Source organism: Acinetobacter sp. ANC 4805 (assembly GCF_022549495.1).
Taxonomy (GTDB): domain Bacteria; phylum Pseudomonadota; class Gammaproteobacteria; order Pseudomonadales; family Moraxellaceae; genus Acinetobacter.
The window spans coordinates 24815-40144 of the sequence record NZ_JAKZGD010000013.1 but is presented as its reverse complement, the minus strand read 5'-3'; the positions used below and the strand labels follow the sequence as shown (position 1 = coordinate 40144).

Genomic DNA, 15330 nt, shown 5'->3' with positions numbered 1-15330 from the left:
GCTGTATTTTTTTAGGTTAAAGCCTTACACTATAGCCAGTTTTTTCTCTATTCATGATTGATTATGATCGACCCAAAATTACTCAGAAATAATATTGAAGCAGTCAATGCTGCTTTAGCAAAACGTGGTATTCAGCTTAATGCACAAGAGTGGGCTGATTTAGAAGTTCGCCGTAAAGATTTGCAATCCAAAGCTGAGAACTTACAAGCAGAGCGTAATGCTGGTGCAAAACAAGTCGGTCAAATCAAAAAATCAGGTGGTGATGCTTCTGAGATCATGGCACGTATGGCTGCTATTGGTGATGAAATCAAAACTGCTGAAGTCGCTTTGGCTGAGTTGCAAACAGAGCTTGAGCAAAAATCGCTTGCGATTCCGAACTTACCTGATGAATCTGTTCCAGAAGGTAAAGATGAAAGTGACAATCTTGAAATCTTAAAGTGGGGCACGCCACGTCAATTTGATTTTGAAATTAAAGACCATACCGATCTTGGTGAGTGGATGGGCGGTCTTGAGTTCGAAACAGCGACTAAATTAACAGGTTCACGTTTCAGCGTACTTAAAGGTCCTTTGGCACGTTTACAACGTGCTTTGACGCAGTTTATGTTAGATACACATACGCTTAAAAATGGTTATACCGAAGCGTATGTACCCTATTTGGTCAATGCGGATAGCTTGCGTGGTACAGGTCAATTACCAAAGTTCGAAGAAGATTTATTCAAGCTCCAAGGTGAAAAAGAATATTACCTGATTCCGACCGCAGAAGTGCCAGTCACCAACTTTGTGCGTGATGAAATTTTAGATGCAGATCGTTTGCCGCTGAAATACGCAGCACATACACCGTGTTTCCGTAGTGAAGCAGGTTCTTATGGTCGTGATACGCGTGGTTTGATTCGCCAACATCAGTTCGATAAGGTCGAAATGGTGCAAATTTCAAAACCAGAGCACTCAATGCAGGCACTTGAAGACCTAACTGCACATGCAGAGGGCATTTTGCAGGCATTAGGCTTACCGTATCGCAAAATTTTGCTCTGTGGTGGTGACATGGGCTTCGGTGCAACCAAGACTTATGACTTAGAAGTGTGGGTGCCAAGCCAAAATACCTATCGTGAAATCTCAAGTTGCTCAAATATGGGCGATTTCCAAGCACGTCGTATGAAAGCACGCTACCGTGTCGATCAAAAGAAGATCGAATTGGTGCATACTTTGAATGGTTCTGGTTTGGCAGTCGGTCGTACCTTGCTTGCGGTGATGGAAAACTATCAACGTGTTGATGGTTCGATTGAAATTCCTGAAGTTTTACGTCCATATATGGGCGGTATTAGCTATATCGACTAAAATGCATCGAATTTGTGCATAGTTTTTGCTTTAGCTCAATCAGATCTAAGAAATATAGAGGCGTATCGTGGAAATTTTCCCAATCTCTTTAAAGTTGCAACAGCAACGTTGTCTGATTGTTGGTGGTGGGCATATTGCCTACCGCAAAGCAAATTTATTAGTCAAAGCGGGTGCAATCGTTGATGTGATTGCACCAGAGATTGAGCCTGATCTACAACGATTAGTTGAAAAGTCATTAGGTCAGTACATCAAAGCGCCTTTTTCTGAACGTATTCTGACAACGCCTTATCGCTTAGTGATTGCTGCGACAGATCAGCCTGATGTCAATAAAACGGTCTTTGAGCAATGTGAAGCGCGCAATCTTCTCGTCAATAGCGTGGATGATATTCCACATTGCCGCTTTATGGTGCCTGCAATTATTGACCGTTCGCCTTTGGTCATTTCGGTTGCTTCAAATGGCGCATCACCAGTTTTGTCACGCCAAATTCGTACTCAGTTAGAAACGACGATTCCACATGGTATGGGGAAACTGGCTGAGTTTTCGGGTCAATGGCGTAAAAAGGTGAAAGAAAAAATTGAGAACCCAGACGAGCGCCGTATTTTTTGGGAAAATTTATATGCCAGCCCGCTAAAAGAACAGGTCTTTAATGACAACCTTGAAGTGGCAAATGGTCTGATTCAACAAGCATTAACTGAATGGACTGCACCGAAAGGTGAGGTGTATTTGGTTGGGGCTGGACCAGGTGATCCTGAACTTTTAACTTTAAAAGCATTACGCTTGATGCAACAAGCTGATGTAGTGATTTATGATCGTTTGGTCTCTGCACCGATCTTGGAGTTGTGTCGCCGTGATGCTGAAAAGATTTATGTAGGTAAGGCACGTTCTAATCACTCCGTTCCACAAGATGGTATTAATGCGCTGCTGGTTGAATATGCTCAACAAGGGAAGCGTGTTTGTCGCTTAAAAGGCGGTGATCCATTTATCTTTGGGCGTGGCGGTGAGGAAATTCAAGAATTAGTTGAAGCTGATGTGACTTTCCAAGTTGTACCAGGGATTACCGCGGCATCGGGTTGTTCTGCTTATGCTGGGATTCCATTGACACATCGGGATTATGCACAAAGTGTACGATTCTTAACAGGGCATTTAAAGGAAGGTTCACCAGAGCTACCTTGGAATGAATTGGTTTATGAAAACCAAACACTCGTGTTATACATGGGCTTGGTGGGTTTAGAACGTATTTGTGAGCAATTGATTGCACATGGTCAACGTCCAAGTATGCCTGTTGCTTTGATCTCAAAAGGAACAACGCCTGAGCAAAATGTCGTGGTTGGGACTTTAGCGGATATTGCAAGCAAAGTATCTGAACATCATATCGTAGCACCAACTTTAACCATTATTGGTGAAGTGGTGAGCCTACGCGAACAGTTAAAATGGCAATAAAATCTCTCCTTGTGGAGCACAGCTCCTCACCTTTTAAAAAAGGGAGAAATTCCCCTCTTTGTAAAAGAGGTGAGGAGCGTTTATAGCTCCGCAAGGGAGATTATGAACAGTAGAGAAAATTTGTGATTCATGTCGTCTTATACGAGCCTGAGATTCCTGCCAATACAGGTAATATCATTCGTTTATGTGCCAATACAGGCGCTCAATTACATTTGGTCAAACCTTTGGGTTTTGAACTGGATGATAAGAAATTGAAACGTGCAGGTTTGGATTACCATGAATGGGCAAGAATGCAGATTTGGGACAATATCGAATTATGCCTTGCTGATTTAAAAGCGAAGGGTGTAGAACATATTTTTCCACTGACCACTAAAGGCACAGCAACACCGCACACGGTTGATTTGAATCGTCCTATCGCTTTGTTAATGGGACCTGAAACACGGGGTTTGCCTGAGCAAGTCCGTCTCATGTTTCCGCAAGAGCAATGGATTCGTTTGCCGATGGCTGAGAACTCAAGAAGCTTAAATCTCTCTAACGCGACTGCGGTAATCGTCTATGAAGCTTGGAGGCAACAGGGTTTTAAACAACTCTAATATGCGATGGTTCATTCATCAATATCCTCATGGAATGTTGCAAGATGCCTATCGTCTTTAACGGAATCTTCTGATGATGCATATTAGGATTGTATTTAGCTTCTGCTGAAATCTTGAGATGATGAGTTTGTGATTTATTCACAATCTCATCAATCTAAGTGCTTTCAAATCGCAATAAAACGATATATTTCATCATTTAGCTTGAATTGTTAATGGGGTGAAGCCCGTACGATCTATTTTAAACACTCATCATTGTCTTTACTGCCGTGACTGGTTGTTAAGCAGAGAACAGACGGGCTTTCCTGCTCTTTGTAATGCTTATCAATGCTCATTGAGGAATTTAAGCTTCTGAGATTATTCAGTTTCCTCTTGTTGAATTGCATCAAAGCGCTGTTGCGCATAAATGACTTGTTCAATGTTACTTTCAGCCCAATCTTTCAATTGATATGCCATTTTTGCGACTTCTAAACCCAATGGGGTCAATGAATAATCAACACGAATGGGAGAGGTGTTTTGCACCTGTCGCTCGATAAAACCATCTCGTTCAAGCATTTTTAATTTTTGCGAAAGCACTTTCGGTGAAATACCCTGAATGCTCTTTTTGAGTAAATTGAAGTGCTGAATTTCTCTCGCAAGTACATTAATAATCAATAGAACCCATTTATCTGCAATTTTTTCAAAAAATAATCGAGCAGGGCAATGTTGTTGATAAATATTATATTTTAATTCCTGATTCATGTTTTTAACCCTCGATTTATTCATTTAGCACACCTAGTTACCAGTTGGTAACTAATTGACACCTAGTTTCTAAAATATATCATTAAATCGAACTTTTTAAAAATTTTGGATCATCTCATGACAAAAATTGCAGTGGTTTATTTCTCTGGTTATGGTCACACCAAAGTGATTGCGGAAACTTTTGCACAACCGATTGATGCTGCACTGATTGAAATTGATCAGAATGGCGAGATTACAGAGCAAGATTGGCAAACTTTAAATGAGGCTCAAGCCATTGTATTTGGTGCACCTACATATATGGGAACAGCACCTTGGCAATTTAAGAAATTTGCCGATGCTTCTTCAAAACTATGGTACACACGTGGTTGGCAAGATAAGGTTTTTGCAGGTTTTACCAATAGTGCAAGTCTGAATGGTGATAAGCAAGTGACGCTGATTCAATTGCAGACTCTAGCATCTCAGCATGGTGGTCTTTGGGTGAGCTTAGGTTTACTCCCAGCGAATACTAAAGCAGCCAAACGTGAGGATGTGAATAATCTAGGTGGTTCAGTTGGCTTGTTGGTTCAATCTCCTGCTGATGCAAGCGTTGATGAGATTCCAACGGGAGACTTAGAAACAGCGAAGCTGTATGCGCAACGTGTTCAATCGATTGTTGAAAGACTACATGGTTAAACTCTAGAGTTAATAGAAAAGGCGCATTCAGCGCCTTTTCTATATTTAGGTATTTTTATTCATGTTCATTATGTTGAGGTGCATTATATTTAAAGCCTTTGGTTTTATAGCCAAGATATAAAACACCAAACATTGCCCACCATAAACCATATTTTAGCGCCGTTTCTTCGATTTCTAACCACATTGCAAAGACACTCAAAAAGCCAAGCAATGGAATAATGACAAAGTTGAAGATATCTTTGATATTTTTGGTGCGACCATCACGTAAGGCATAACGAGAAATCACTGAGAGATTCACAAAAGTAAATGCAATCAACGCACCAAAGCTAATCATTGAAATCACAATATCAAGACTCATGAGTCCAGCAGCTAAGGCGACAATACCGACAATGATAATGTTATAAGAAGGGGTGAAGTTCTTTGGATTAATGTGACCGAAGATTTTCTTATTAATCACCCCATCTCGTCCCATGACATACATTAAACGAGATACCCCTGCATGTGCAGAAATCCCTGAAGCCATCACGGTCACGATTGCAAATGCCAATACATAGGACTGGAACAATGAACCACCGACCAATAATAAAATGTCAGGTTGCGTTGCAGCAACATCTTGGAAATAGCTCTTTGGATCATTTGGGAAATAGATTTGCATAAAGTAGGTGCTGATAATAAAGATCACACCCGCAAATAAAGCCGTCAAGAAAATCGCTTTCGGTAAGGTTTTTTCTGTATCTTTAGTTTCTTCAGCAAGTGAGCTCAGTGAATCAAAACCTGTAAATGAGAAGCACAATAATGTTGCTCCTGTAATCAATGCACCTACAGAAGTTAATTCATTCCAGAACGGCTGTAAGCTCCAAAGTTGATAACGCGTTTCTGCGGTAATTGGACCTTCAGCATTATAGCCCATTTGTAATTTGCTATAGACTAAGTACGTAAACACCCCAATGACGATTAGTTGCACTAAAACAATCATACTATTAAAGTTTGCAACGAAACGAGCGCCACGTAAATTTACACCAGTCATAAAGGCTGTTAGTACAATAACCCAAACCCAATGGTTTACACTTGGAAATAAGGCATCTAGATAAATTCCTGCCAAGATAATATTCACCATTGGCGATAGTAAATAATCAAGCCAAGAAGACCAGCCCACCATAAAGCCAACATTGGGATGGATTGATTTTTGTGCGTACGTATAAGCCGATCCTGAAGACGGATAGCGGCGAATCATGTGCCCATAGCTTAGTGATGTAAATAAAATCGCAATCAATGCCACAATATAAGAGGTTGGAACATGATGATAGCTTTCTTCTGATACCAGACCGAAAGTATCAAACAAGGTCATCGGTTGAATATAGGCCAAGCCAATAATGATAATGTGCCAGAGACCAAGCGTTTTTTGTAGTTTAGCTACCGATGGAGTCCCAGAAGTATTTGTCAACGGCGTTATCCTCATAATCGTTGATCAAGGATCAGCTATGGTTTAAGGATCATTTGAGACGAAAATGATCCCTGCTACAGAAAATAGAAGTGCGCCAATTTATCGTAGTTTGTTATAAATTGTCAGTACTTTTATGCTTGTTTTAGCAATTTTTTTGCCAAATAGGTAGACAAAAAGATGAATAAAGATTCACCTAAAATATAAAAACCCCGATAACAGGTTGATATCGGGGTTTGATGCGTTAAATTATCTATTTAACGAATTGAATTACCAAGCTTTTTGTAGGATAGCGCGGAGATCTTGTAAACTTGCTTCTTTTGGATTATAGATGATTGAGCCATCATTTAATGCTTTTTCAGCAACTTCATCTAACTGAGCTTCAGTCACTTTACCTGTTTCACGTAAAGTACGAGGAAGTTTAGTAAGCGTGAATAGACGATCACGCATGGTTAAGATCGTTGCAATGGCTTTATCTGCACGTAAGTTTGCAGGCGTTTGTGCATAAATATCTGCACCAGCAAGTGGCAATAATAATTCACCAATCTTAGCGCCATTGACTTCTTTGTTATATTCAAGCACATATGGCAGGAATAAGTTCATGCAAAGACCATGAGGCAGGTGAGCAACAGCACCTAAGGCATGACCGAGAGAGTGTACCAAGCCAACCATTGAGTTCGAGAACGCAATCCCTGCCATTGTTGATGCTTGAGCAAGTTCTAAGCGACCTTGGGCATCACTTGGGTTGTCTAAAACTTTGAATAGGTTTTCACTGATTTTCTTGATACCCGCACTTGCATACGCATCGCTTAACGGATTCGCTGCTAAGCAGGTATAAGCTTCAACACAGTGAGTCAGTGCATCCATGCCTGTCATTGCGGTTAGGTGTGGCGGCAATGTTTGTGTCATGCGCGGATCAAGAATTGCAGCATGTGGCATGAGGTAGTAAGAAGCAAATGCAAGTTTGACATTCTTTTGCGTATCAGAAACGACAGCAACCATTGTTGCTTCAGAACCTGTACCAGAGGTTGTCGGAATGACAAAGAATGGCTTTAATGGTTTTGGTAGGTTATGCGCACCTGAGTATTGCAATAAATCATCGCCACCTTCTGAAACTAAAATATTAGTTGCTTTCGATGTATCAATAACCGAACCACCGCCAATCGCAATAATCGCATCACATTTTTTTTCACGATACAGTTGTGCTGCTGCACGTACCACTTCCAAGCTTGAATCGGGTGGAACATCATCAAAAATTGCACCAATTACAGCATCTGTTGTGCTAAAAGCAGCTTCAATTGGGCTGAGTAGACCATTTGCGCGTACGCCTTTATCGGTAATGATCATTGGACGTTTTGCGCCTAAAGTCGCAAGTTCAAAAGGGATGTGCTCTAACGCAGCGTTACCAGCAATTACTTTTACAGGACAGAAAAATTCGTAATAAGGCTTAGCCATGTTATGCGCTCCGTTTGAAGTATGATTGTGCGACTTTGAGGTAGATATTTTTTGCGCCAGTGAATTTTTCTTTGAATGTTAATTCAGCTGGATAGCGTTTCACAGCAAGTGAGGCAATCAATTTAGGTAGAATTAACGCTTCCATTTTATTCAAACAACGCACTAAGCGAATGGCGCTTGACACATCACCATCAGCAATCATACGGTCATTGGCAAATGCTTGAGCAGTACTTTCTTGGAAAGAAAATACCAGAAAAGCATGAGTTAAATGTTTGAAGGTAATTGTTAAATCAGGTTTGCCTTTATAGTTGGATAAAAGCTCTAATTGTTTTTCTTCAGTCACTCGTGCAATAAATGCAGGACCATTTGGGAAAACATTCATTGAAAGTATAAAGCCAACTGGAAATTTAGAGACTTCCTGTTGTACTTCGTCATCCACTTGGCTTGCCATTACTAAACCACGACCGACGACATCCATCATGAGTTTTACGTAGGCAAATTGCAAAGTGGGCTTCACTGCTTTGGTCGAAATCACTCGCGTATCCCTTGTTAAAATTATGCAAAAGCAAATTTAGAGTAATTACTCTAATTTATTTCTTTGGAATTTAAAAGTAGTTTATTCAGATTTGACTACAAGGTCATGAAAGAAATTTGTATTTTGTAAATAGCTAATAAAATCATGACAAAGTTGCTCAAAGCTTGGGTAATCTTCTAGCATGTCTTGTAAGCGTACCATTTCTAAACCTGCGTATCCACAAGGATTAATGGTTTGAAAGCCTGTTAATGCACAATCAATATTGAGTGCTAAGCCGTGATAACTACGACCACGACGAATTTTAAAGCCTAGAGAGCCAATTTTCCGTCCATCGACATAGACACCTGGCGCATCTGGTTTGGCATAGGCATTGATATGGTATTGCTTGAGCAAGTCAATCATGGCTTGTTCAGCAAAGCTGACTAGAGTTCGGACATGCCATTTCAAACGATTTAGATCTAATAGGAAATAAGCAACGAGTTGCCCCTTGCCATGCCAAGTGACTTGTCCACCACGATCAGTATGCACGATCGGAAGGTTACTCGGTATAAGGATGTGTTCAGCTTTACCTGCTTGCCCTTGAGTCAAAACATCTTGATGTTGTAATAACCAAACTTCATCTGGTGTGGTTTCATCACGATTGGTTGTGAAATCTTTCATTGCTTCAAAACGAGTTGTGTAATCTTGTAGATCATTGAAACAACGAATGATTAAGGAGGGTTTAGAACTCATTTTTAACGCCTTGCTTTACATGCTCAAGTATTTCTGCACAGTTTGATTCGTATCCAGCAATAGGAAGGTTATGAATAAACTTAGCCCATTTTATAAATATTATTGGGTCGCCTGAATTTGATATTTTTATAGAATTTTCACCTAAGATAGATAGCGTTTCGCTATAACATAAATTTTGATGAAACTGCATACTGAAAGAACCAGCATAGAAGCAAGCAAAACTCCAAATTAAAATGATGAAAAAAATTAGGATTAGCTTCATGTATTATTGATTTAGTATTTGAAATGAAATTTTATGAGTGGGCGTAGCATTGTACGCCCTTAATCTTTTAAAGCGCTGTCTTAATTAAAGGGCAGGCTGCAAGATCAGCATATAGCGCATGAACTTGTTCCAATTCTTCGAAGCGTAATTGTGCGGTCAAAGAATGGTATTTACCTGTACGTGAAGGTTGTACCTTGACTGTACCACCATCGAATTCAGGGAAGTGCTTCTGCAAAATATCAACAACAGCCACTCGAAGTTCATCCCCAGCATCACCAATCAATTTGATTGGATAGTCCATTGGGAAAACCCAAAGATGTTCTTGTAATTCACGAGAAGGAGTGCGGTCTAACATGAGCAACCTCTTAATTTGAAACGCCTGCATCAGTGCAGGCGCTTATGATCTAATAACTAAATGGGGATGAAGTGCTTAACTTCAAGTCATGAGCGAGGGCTTTAACCATCGCTCAAACTTTCCCAATAATTAGTCATTTTCCAAGAAAGAACGTAAGTGTTCTGAGCGAGAAGGGTGGCGAAGCTTACGCAATGCTTTTGCTTCGATCTGACGAATACGTTCACGTGTTACGTCAAATTGTTTACCTACTTCTTCTAAAGTATGATCGGTTGGCATGTCGATACCAAAACGCATTTTCAATACTTTTGCTTCACGTTCAGTTAAGTTTTCAAGTACTTCACGCGTTGCTTCTTTTAAGCCTTCTGAAGTTGCCGCATCAATTGGAGAAGTGATGTTGCCATCTTCAATGAAGTCGCCAAGATGTGAATCTTCATCATCACCGATCGGTGTTTCCATTGAAATCGGTTCTTTTGCGATTTTAAGTACTTTACGAACTTTAACTTCGTCCATTTCCAGACGTTCGCCCAATTCTTCAGGCGTTGGTTCACGTCCCATTTCTTGAAGCAGTTGGCGTGAAACACGATTGATCTTGTTGATGGTTTCAATCATGTGAACTGGAATACGAATGGTGCGGGCTTGGTCTGCAATCGAACGTGTAATCGCCTGACGAATCCACCAAGTTGCATAAGTCGAGAATTTATAACCACGACGATATTCAAACTTGTCGACCGCTTTCATCAAACCGATGTTACCTTCCTGAATAAGATCAAGGAATTGTAAGCCACGGTTGGTGTATTTTTTTGCAATCGAGATCACTAAACGTAAGTTTGCTTCAACCATCTCTTTCTTGGCACGACGTGCTTTTGCTTCGCCAACGGCCATACGTTTAGAGATATCTTTGATATCTTTAACTTTTAAATCTAAATCTTTTTCGATATCCGCAATTTTTTGTTGGAATGCCAAGACATCAGGGCGTACTTTTTCCAAATGTGCTTTGGTTTCAGCAGGCGCTTTGGCAATCTGTTCGTCTAACCAAGCTGGATTTGACTCTTGCTCTGGAAAGGTCATGCGGAATTGATTGCGGTCCATACGACCACGACGTACGGCATAACGCATAATTTCACGTTCGTTGGTACGAATTTGATCATGTGTGCCACGAATCATTTCTGAGATGATGTCAAATAAACGTGGTGTGAATTTAAACATCATGAAGACAGCAGCCAAAGCCTCTAATGCAGCTTTTGCTTCATCACTATTACGACCATGTTTTGCTACAATTGCTTTTGTATCATTCCAAGCTGTTTCTAGTTCAGAAAAACGGACTTTGGCAATTTCAGGATCAGGTCCAGATTCACCTTCAGAATCATCATCACCTTCAGATTCTTCATCTTCGTCATCATCATCAAGTTTTACATCTTTTGTTGCAGGTGAAGCGCTTTCGTCTTCTCCAAGCTCTGCTTCTTCTTCGAGAACTTCTGGAATATCTTCATCTGTTTCTGGGTCTAAATAACCAGAAAGAATATCGGCAAGACGACGCTCACCTGTTAAAAAGTCATTGTATTCTTGTAAAACGACTTCAACAGCATTAGGCCAGTAAGCAATTGAATGTAAAACGTCACGAATACCTTCTTCGATGCGTTTTGCAATGCTAATCTCGCCTTCACGTGTCAAAAGTTCAACTGTACCCATTTCACGCATATACATACGTACAGGGTCAGTGGTACGACCAGGCTCACTTTCAACCGATGCGAGTACGGCAGCAGCTTCTTCTTCAGCTACTTCATCCGCAGCTTCAGTTGATTCACCAAACATGGTGTCGTCAGTTTCTGGCGCACGTTCATGCACTGGAATACCAACGTCTTGAAGCATCTGAATGATGTCTTCAATTTGCTCACTTTCCGTAATTGAGTCTGGTAGATGATCGTTAACCTCAGCGTAAGTTAAGTAACCTTGTTCTTTGCCTCGGCTAATCAGAGCCGCTACTTGCGAAGTAGGGGAATTCATATCGCTCATCTTTGCTTACTCTTTTGTTGAATCTGTGGCGGTGAAAAACCGTGCATGATAGCACAATTCACGAGGAATGTTTTGGATTTGATCCGCTTGCTTTAAATAAAAAATAGGTTCAATTGAACTGTAGTTTGTTAAATATGGGGGTGTGTCGTAATTTTTCAAGCAGGGTATTCCTATTCAAGAAATTTTTTCATTTATAAAGTTGTTTGAATATAAATACACAAAAAAACTGACGAAAAAAAGTACAAAACAACGTTTTATAGCAAAAAAATCAAATAAAACTTGACAAGGCTGGTTAAGACCGATAAATAGCGCCTAGACCCATTTATATTTTTCATTTCAGAGGTGCTGTTAGTGTCTTCTACAGATTTTGAATTAGATGATGATAACTACGGTGAAGATGATGTTGGTTTTGATGAGTCATCAGGAAAAATCAGCGCCAAAGAATCATTAGAAAAGCGCCGTTTAATTGATGATCTACTCGCTCAACGCCGTTTAGAACGAGAATTAAAAGATTTTGATTATGATTTCGACGACGATGACCTCGGTGACGAAGACTAAGCAAAATTGCTAAGACTTTATGTCTGAAAATGTTATGCTGTTGCCGATGTAATTCTATAGCTGGATAAAGAAATGAGTACTTTAGATTTAGACTTATTAAGTAATTATCTTGACGGTGATCAAAACGAATACGGTCTGGATTTTGCAGCGACTCATGGCTTTTTATGTGCTATTGCCGTTGGTCCAAAATTTGATCGTTGGTTGGATGAGCTTTTTGAGAGTAATCAGAAGAAGCTTCCAAGCGGAGTTCTTGAACAGATTAATCTTTGGTTGGAATCAATTCGCCAAGATTTAGCCAATGAAAATGGAATTGAATTTCCATTTGAAATCGAAGAAGCAGATGTTGAATCTAGCTTAGGCGATTGGAGTGTTGGTTTTGTGGATGCAATGTTCTTAAATGAAGATGCATGGTTTACACCTGAGTTTGAAGAACAGCTTATCGATTTAACCTTACCAATTATGGTATTTAGTGGAATTGATGAGGAAGATCCTCAAATGGAATCTTTCCGCCGCAATGGTCAGTTGATGGATGAATTGGCAGAAGAAATTCCTGATAATTTAAACGAACTTTACCTCATGTACCACACGCCAGCGTGATGCTACATCTTATGTAGTTACAAAAGTAATGCATAATTAGACACCAAATTAAATATTAAACGTCCTTTAGAGGACGTTTTTTATATCTCGTTTGGGAGTTAAGGCTTTTGTGATTGAGGAAGCATCAAGTAGAGATCACTATTCAATGCTTTTATATGTCTCTTCGCTATTTAATCTATTTGTGGTGATTTGCTCAGAGACCAAACATTTTCATGGGCGATTACTTTACCCTTAAGATTCTCTGTCATCGTTTCCAATAATTTAATTTGGTAATGCGTTGCATAATGCTCAGTTAATTCATGTTCAGGAACGGAAAATGGCGGTCCTTGAAGTAGGTTTTGATCATATTCAAGGCTAATTAATAGCTGTGGTGCTTGTTTTGTAATGTCTAACAAATGTTGCGTGTATTGGCTTCGCATTTGTGATGGGAGGGCGATTAATGCAGCTCGATCATAAACAGCATCTACATCACCAAGTTGTTGTGCTGTTAACTGAAAAAAATCACCTACAAATAATTCAATTTGGGGATGTTGATAGTGAGTCAATTCACCTGATTGCGTCTCTTTAAAGCTTAAACCTAAATCTATAATAAGAGCTTGAATGGCGATGGGACTAAGATCAATACCAACCACATGATAACCTTGCTTGATCAACCAAGCTAAATCTAGGCTTTTGCCGCAGAGTGGAACAAAGAGACGAGCATTTGAATTCAGATTGAGTGATTGTAAGTGTTGAGTGAGTAAAGGGTAGGGCTGATCTTGATGAAAACCGATGTTATTGGTTTGCCATTTGTCATGCCAAAAATCATGTTGCATTATTTGAGTCTCGGTATTGATTTAAAGAAATTGGAAATGCCATTTACTATTTTTTCAATAAATAAAATTTCTTTACTAAGTAGTAAAGTATGTAAATCATTGTAATAAATAAAATTATATAGCCGATGCGCTGTGTAATTGCACTTATCAATGCTGGATTTTCACCAAAATGATAGCCGATATAAGCGAGAAATGTTGTCCAAATAATCGTACCTGCAGCACTATAAGCCATGAATTTACGAAAGGGCATGTTGCTCATTCCTGCTGGAATGCTAATTAGGGAACGAACAGCAGGTATCATGCGACCAAAAAATACAATCCGATGTCCATATTTTTCAAACCAAGTGAGTGATTTTTCAAGATCAGTAACGCTGATATGTATGTACTTCCCGTAGCGTTCTATCAGGCTAAATAGGTGGTGTTGCGGAATTTTCCTGCCAAGCCAGTATAAAAGTGCCGCAGCTAGGAGTGAGCCGATACTGCCAGCAATAATTACTCCAATTAAGGTAAGTTCACCTTTTGCCGCAGTATAGCCTGCCGAAGGCATAATGATTTCGGATGGAATTGGCGGAAAAACATTATCGAGGAACATTAGAAATGCAATTCCTAGATATCCAAGTTTTTCCATGATGGATAAGACCCAATCTTCAAGTCCCATAGTACTTTTATCATATTCATTTGATTATTATTTTTAGCATAGTTGTTGTTGCGATAATGCTCAATGGCTGAATCGTTACACTATTTTATGATGTAATAAAAAAGCCATAGTTTGACTATGGCTTTCAAGTTGTCTGTTAAGTCTTATAAACGTTTACGTTTAGCTGCTGCAATTTGTGATTGGCGCATACGGAAGCCGGCTTTTTGTTTATCTGTGGTTTTATCAATACAGTACACACAAGACACGCCGTGTTCATAGCTTGGTTGCTCAGCTTCAACTTTTGTGAGTGGCCAACCACATGCGTGACATTTGATGTTTTCACCTTCTTCAACACCGTGTGTAACAGCAGTACGACCATCAAAAACGAAACATTCACCTTCCCACATACTTTCTTCGGCAGGAGTTTCTTCTAGATATTTTAAGATACCGCCTTTGAGGTGATAAACTTCATTGAAGCCTTCTTGTAGAAGTAGGGAAGTTGATTTCTCACAACGAATACCACCTGTACAGAACATCGCAATTTTCTTGTCTTTGTGTTGTTCAAGGTTTTGTTTTACATATTCAGGAAATTCACGGAAAGTTTCAGTTTTCGGATCAATTGCACCTTTGAACGTTCCTGCCTTGAACTCATAGTCATTACGTGTGTCAATTAAGATCACGTCATCACGACTAATTAAATCGTTCCATTCTTTAGGATCAAGATAGTGACCCACTAAATCACGTGGCTTAACTTCAACACCTAAAGTGACAATTTCTTTTTTAAGTTTAATTTTCATTTTACGAAACGGTTTGTCTGAGCTTTCAGACTCTTTATATTCCATTCCGTTAAAACCTTCATTCAAAAGGAATTGATGAATCGCATCAACTGCTGCACGGTCGCCTGCAACCGTACCGTTAATTCCTTCAGAAGCGACAATTAGAGTTCCACATAAATTGATGCGATTCACTAAGTCCAAAAGACGCTGTTGCAGATCGGCTGCATCAGAAACTTCTTTAAATTGATATAGTGCCGCAACAACCCAATTATTGGTCGCTTGCTGTTCTACAGGTGCAAGCTGTTCTACAGTAGCGTTCATGGATAACTCCAAATGTATTAAGATAGAAAAATAAGGTGCACATTTTAGCGCGAA

17 protein-coding genes are annotated in these 15330 nt (G+C 39.7%); 6 read left to right on the top strand and 11 right to left on the bottom strand.

Translation table 11 applies throughout. The features are described 5' to 3' along the window. The first annotated feature begins 63 nt into the window (after window positions 1-63). From serS to MMP60_RS15055, 3 genes are all read left to right on the top strand, one after another. Entirely contained in the window at window positions 64-1335 is a 1272-nt protein-coding gene (serS, locus tag MMP60_RS15065) for a serine--tRNA ligase (RefSeq protein ID WP_241337153.1), read from the top strand. A gap of 67 nt (window positions 1336-1402) precedes the next feature. Next, window positions 1403-2776: a siroheme synthase CysG gene (gene cysG, locus MMP60_RS15060; RefSeq protein ID WP_241337152.1), complete on the top strand. Its 1374-nt coding sequence runs from the start codon at window positions 1403-1405 to the stop codon at window positions 2774-2776. Window positions 2777-2898: 122 nt separating this feature from the next. Further along, a complete protein-coding gene (locus tag MMP60_RS15055; protein WP_241337151.1) occupies window positions 2899-3369 on the top strand; it encodes a tRNA (cytidine(34)-2'-O)-methyltransferase in 471 nt (156 codons plus the stop codon). Between the two features lie 354 nt (window positions 3370-3723). Here MMP60_RS15055 and MMP60_RS15050 read toward each other — a convergent pair whose 3' ends face one another. Further along, window positions 3724-4107: a helix-turn-helix domain-containing protein gene (locus tag MMP60_RS15050; RefSeq protein ID WP_241337150.1), complete on the bottom strand. Its 384-nt coding sequence runs from the start codon at window positions 4105-4107 to the stop codon at window positions 3724-3726. A 117-nt stretch (window positions 4108-4224) separates the two neighbouring features. Between MMP60_RS15050 and MMP60_RS15045 the strand changes: the two genes are divergently transcribed. Next, window positions 4225-4779, top strand: a complete 555-nt coding sequence (locus MMP60_RS15045; RefSeq protein ID WP_241337149.1) for a flavodoxin family protein — start codon at window positions 4225-4227, stop codon at window positions 4777-4779. Window positions 4780-4834: 55 nt separating this feature from the next. On the opposite strand, the gene MMP60_RS15040 is transcribed toward MMP60_RS15045, so the two are convergent. The 7 genes from MMP60_RS15040 to rpoD form a co-directional block, all read right to left on the bottom strand. After that, complete coding sequence (locus tag MMP60_RS15040) at window positions 4835-6238, bottom strand: APC family permease (RefSeq protein WP_241337148.1); 1404 nt, start codon at window positions 6236-6238, stop codon at window positions 4835-4837. A gap of 252 nt (window positions 6239-6490) precedes the next feature. Further along, a complete protein-coding gene (locus MMP60_RS15035) occupies window positions 6491-7675 on the bottom strand; it encodes an iron-containing alcohol dehydrogenase (protein WP_241337147.1) in 1185 nt (394 codons plus the stop codon). A gap of 1 nt (window position 7676) precedes the next feature. Beyond that, window positions 7677-8210, bottom strand: a complete 534-nt coding sequence (locus tag MMP60_RS15030; protein WP_005161783.1) for a hypothetical protein — start codon at window positions 8208-8210, stop codon at window positions 7677-7679. A gap of 81 nt (window positions 8211-8291) precedes the next feature. Next, the gene (lipB, locus tag MMP60_RS15025) at window positions 8292-8942 is read right to left on the bottom strand and encodes a lipoyl(octanoyl) transferase LipB (RefSeq protein WP_241337146.1); all 651 of its coding nucleotides are present in this window, start codon (window positions 8940-8942) and stop codon (window positions 8292-8294) included. Then, window positions 8932-9132: a hypothetical protein gene (locus MMP60_RS15020; RefSeq protein ID WP_241337145.1), complete on the bottom strand. Its 201-nt coding sequence runs from the start codon at window positions 9130-9132 to the stop codon at window positions 8932-8934. Before MMP60_RS15020 ends, lipB begins: the two co-directional genes overlap by 11 nt. A 139-nt stretch (window positions 9133-9271) precedes the next feature. Then, entirely contained in the window at window positions 9272-9559 is a 288-nt protein-coding gene (locus MMP60_RS15015) for a DUF493 domain-containing protein (protein WP_005269633.1), read from the bottom strand. Between the two features lie 129 nt (window positions 9560-9688). Continuing rightward, the gene (gene rpoD, locus MMP60_RS15010) at window positions 9689-11572 is read right to left on the bottom strand and encodes an RNA polymerase sigma factor RpoD (RefSeq protein WP_241337144.1); all 1884 of its coding nucleotides are present in this window, start codon (window positions 11570-11572) and stop codon (window positions 9689-9691) included. A 351-nt stretch (window positions 11573-11923) separates the two neighbouring features. On the opposite strand from rpoD, the gene MMP60_RS15005 reads away from it, so the two are divergent. Next, window positions 11924-12130, top strand: a complete 207-nt coding sequence (locus MMP60_RS15005; protein WP_241337143.1) for a hypothetical protein — start codon at window positions 11924-11926, stop codon at window positions 12128-12130. 72 nt (window positions 12131-12202) lie between these two features. Continuing rightward, window positions 12203-12727, top strand: coding sequence for a YecA family protein (locus tag MMP60_RS15000; protein WP_241337142.1), 525 nt, complete (start codon window positions 12203-12205; stop codon window positions 12725-12727). 170 nt (window positions 12728-12897) lie between these two features. On the opposite strand, the gene tmpT is transcribed toward MMP60_RS15000, so the two are convergent. From tmpT to MMP60_RS14985, 3 genes are all read right to left on the bottom strand, one after another. Further along, on the bottom strand, window positions 12898-13542 hold the full coding sequence (gene tmpT, locus MMP60_RS14995; RefSeq protein ID WP_241337141.1) for a thiopurine S-methyltransferase: 645 nt from the start codon (window positions 13540-13542) through the stop codon (window positions 12898-12900). Window positions 13543-13588: 46 nt separating this feature from the next. Beyond that, window positions 13589-14200 carry a DedA family protein gene (locus MMP60_RS14990; RefSeq protein WP_241337140.1) on the bottom strand — a complete coding sequence of 204 codons (612 nt, stop codon included), beginning with the start codon at window positions 14198-14200 and terminating at the stop codon, window positions 13589-13591. Between the two features lie 143 nt (window positions 14201-14343). After that, a complete protein-coding gene (locus MMP60_RS14985; RefSeq protein ID WP_241337139.1) occupies window positions 14344-15276 on the bottom strand; it encodes a rhodanese-related sulfurtransferase in 933 nt (310 codons plus the stop codon). Window positions 15277-15330 lie beyond the last annotated feature (54 nt).

Bases quoted from the DNA above. Each gene is read 5' to 3' on its own strand.
- serS (WP_241337153.1), top strand. From the start codon at position 64: ATGATCGACCCAAAATTACTCAGAAATAATATTGAAGCAGTCAATGCT.
- MMP60_RS15050 (WP_241337150.1), bottom strand. From the start codon at position 4,107: ATGAATCAGGAATTAAAATATAATATTTATCAACAACATTGCCCTGCT.
- MMP60_RS15045 (WP_241337149.1), top strand. From the start codon at position 4,225: ATGACAAAAATTGCAGTGGTTTATTTCTCTGGTTATGGTCACACCAAA.
- MMP60_RS15040 (WP_241337148.1), bottom strand. From the start codon at position 6,238: ATGAGGATAACGCCGTTGACAAATACTTCTGGGACTCCATCGGTAGCT.
- MMP60_RS15035 (WP_241337147.1), bottom strand. From the start codon at position 7,675: ATGGCTAAGCCTTATTACGAATTTTTCTGTCCTGTAAAAGTAATTGCT.
- lipB (WP_241337146.1), bottom strand. From the start codon at position 8,942: ATGAGTTCTAAACCCTCCTTAATCATTCGTTGTTTCAATGATCTACAA.
- MMP60_RS15020 (WP_241337145.1), bottom strand. From the start codon at position 9,132: ATGCAGTTTCATCAAAATTTATGTTATAGCGAAACGCTATCTATCTTA.
- MMP60_RS15015 (WP_005269633.1), bottom strand. From the start codon at position 9,559: ATGTTAGACCGCACTCCTTCTCGTGAATTACAAGAACATCTTTGGGTT.
- rpoD (WP_241337144.1), bottom strand. From the start codon at position 11,572: ATGAGCGATATGAATTCCCCTACTTCGCAAGTAGCGGCTCTGATTAGC.
- MMP60_RS15000 (WP_241337142.1), top strand. From the start codon at position 12,203: ATGAGTACTTTAGATTTAGACTTATTAAGTAATTATCTTGACGGTGAT.
- tmpT (WP_241337141.1), bottom strand. From the start codon at position 13,542: ATGCAACATGATTTTTGGCATGACAAATGGCAAACCAATAACATCGGT.
- MMP60_RS14990 (WP_241337140.1), bottom strand. From the start codon at position 14,200: ATGGGACTTGAAGATTGGGTCTTATCCATCATGGAAAAACTTGGATAT.
- MMP60_RS14985 (WP_241337139.1), bottom strand. From the start codon at position 15,276: ATGAACGCTACTGTAGAACAGCTTGCACCTGTAGAACAGCAAGCGACC.